Genomic DNA, 1,294 nt, shown 5'->3' with positions numbered 1-1,294 from the left:
GCGCTGCTGCGCATGCGCAACCGGCCTTACCGCGCCCGAAAGGCTGATTTCGCCGAAATAGACGCAATCGGCTGGAAGGGCAAGACCGGTGAGCGAGGAAACAAGTGCGGCGGCGACCGCGAGATCGGCCGCCGGCTCCGAGATGCGGTAGCCGCCGGCGACGTTGAGATAGACGTCGTGCTGGCCGAAACGGACGCCGCAATGCGCCTCGAGCACCGCCAGCACCATGGAGAGCCGCGCGCCGTCCCAGCCGACCACGGCGCGGCGCGGAGTGCCGAGCGAGGAGGGCGCCACCAGCGCCTGGATCTCGACCAGCACCGGCCTTGTCCCTTCCATGCCGGCGAAAACGGCGGCGCCCGGCGATTTCGCGTGGCGCTCGCCGAGGAACAGCTCGGATGGGTTGGCGACCTCGCGCAGGCCCTTGTCCGACATCTCGAAGACGCCGATCTCGTCGGTCGGCCCGAAACGGTTCTTCACCGTGCGCAGGATGCGGAAGTGATGGTTGCCTTCGCCCTCGAAATAGAGCACGCCGTCGACCATGTGCTCGACGACGCGAGGGCCGGCGATCTGGCCTTCCTTGGTGACATGGCCGACGAGCACGATCGCGGCCCCTGTGGATTTCGCATAGCGGATCATCGCCTGGGCGGCGGCGCGCACCTGGGTGACGGTGCCCGGCGCCGAATCGGCAAGGTCGGTCCACAGCGTCTGGATGGAATCGAGGATGACGAGGTCGGGCCGCTTGCCGTCGGCGATTGTTGCAAGGATGTCCTCGACATTGGTTTCGGCCGCGAGCTCGACCGGTGTCGAGGCGACGCCGAGGCGCTGCGCGCGCAGCCGGATCTGCGCGACCGCTTCCTCGCCCGAGACGTAGACGATGCGGTGACCCTTCGAGGCCAAGGCCGCCGCTGCTTGCGTCAGCAGCGTCGACTTGCCGATCCCGGGATCACCGCCGACCAGCAGCGCCGAGCCGCGCACGAAGCCGCCGCCGGTGGCGCGGTCGAGCTCGCCGATGCCCGAAACGATGCGTGGCGCGTCCTCGATGTCGCCGGCAAGGCTGGTGAGCACCACGGCGCGGCCCTTGCGGGCGTTGCGGGTATTGGCCGGTCCCGAGCCGATACCGCCGGCCGTGCCTTCCTCGACGAGTGTGTTCCACTCGCCGCAGGCATCGCATTTGCCGGCCCAGCGCTGATGCACCGAGCCGCAATTCTGGCAGATGAACTGAACGCGGGGTTTGGCCATTAGCGTTGTGCCAATCGCAAATTTTCGAAGGCTGGCGTTCCCGCCCACCCCCTTC

The 1,294-nt window shown here is 68.2% G+C and carries 1 protein-coding gene; it reads right to left on the bottom strand.

The features are described 5' to 3' along the window. Positions 1 to 1,239, bottom strand: a 1,239-nt coding sequence (radA, locus tag EOA29_RS36810; RefSeq protein ID WP_127222417.1) for a DNA repair protein RadA, incomplete at its 3' end; no start/stop codon positions are given. Between the last annotated feature and the right edge of the window lie 55 nt (positions 1,240 to 1,294).

This window comes from Mesorhizobium sp. M1E.F.Ca.ET.063.01.1.1, from assembly GCF_003998155.1.
Classification (GTDB): Bacteria; Pseudomonadota; Alphaproteobacteria; order Rhizobiales; family Rhizobiaceae; genus Mesorhizobium.
Note: the sequence above shows the minus strand (reverse complement) of the source record. Positions and strands in the feature narration are given on the sequence as shown.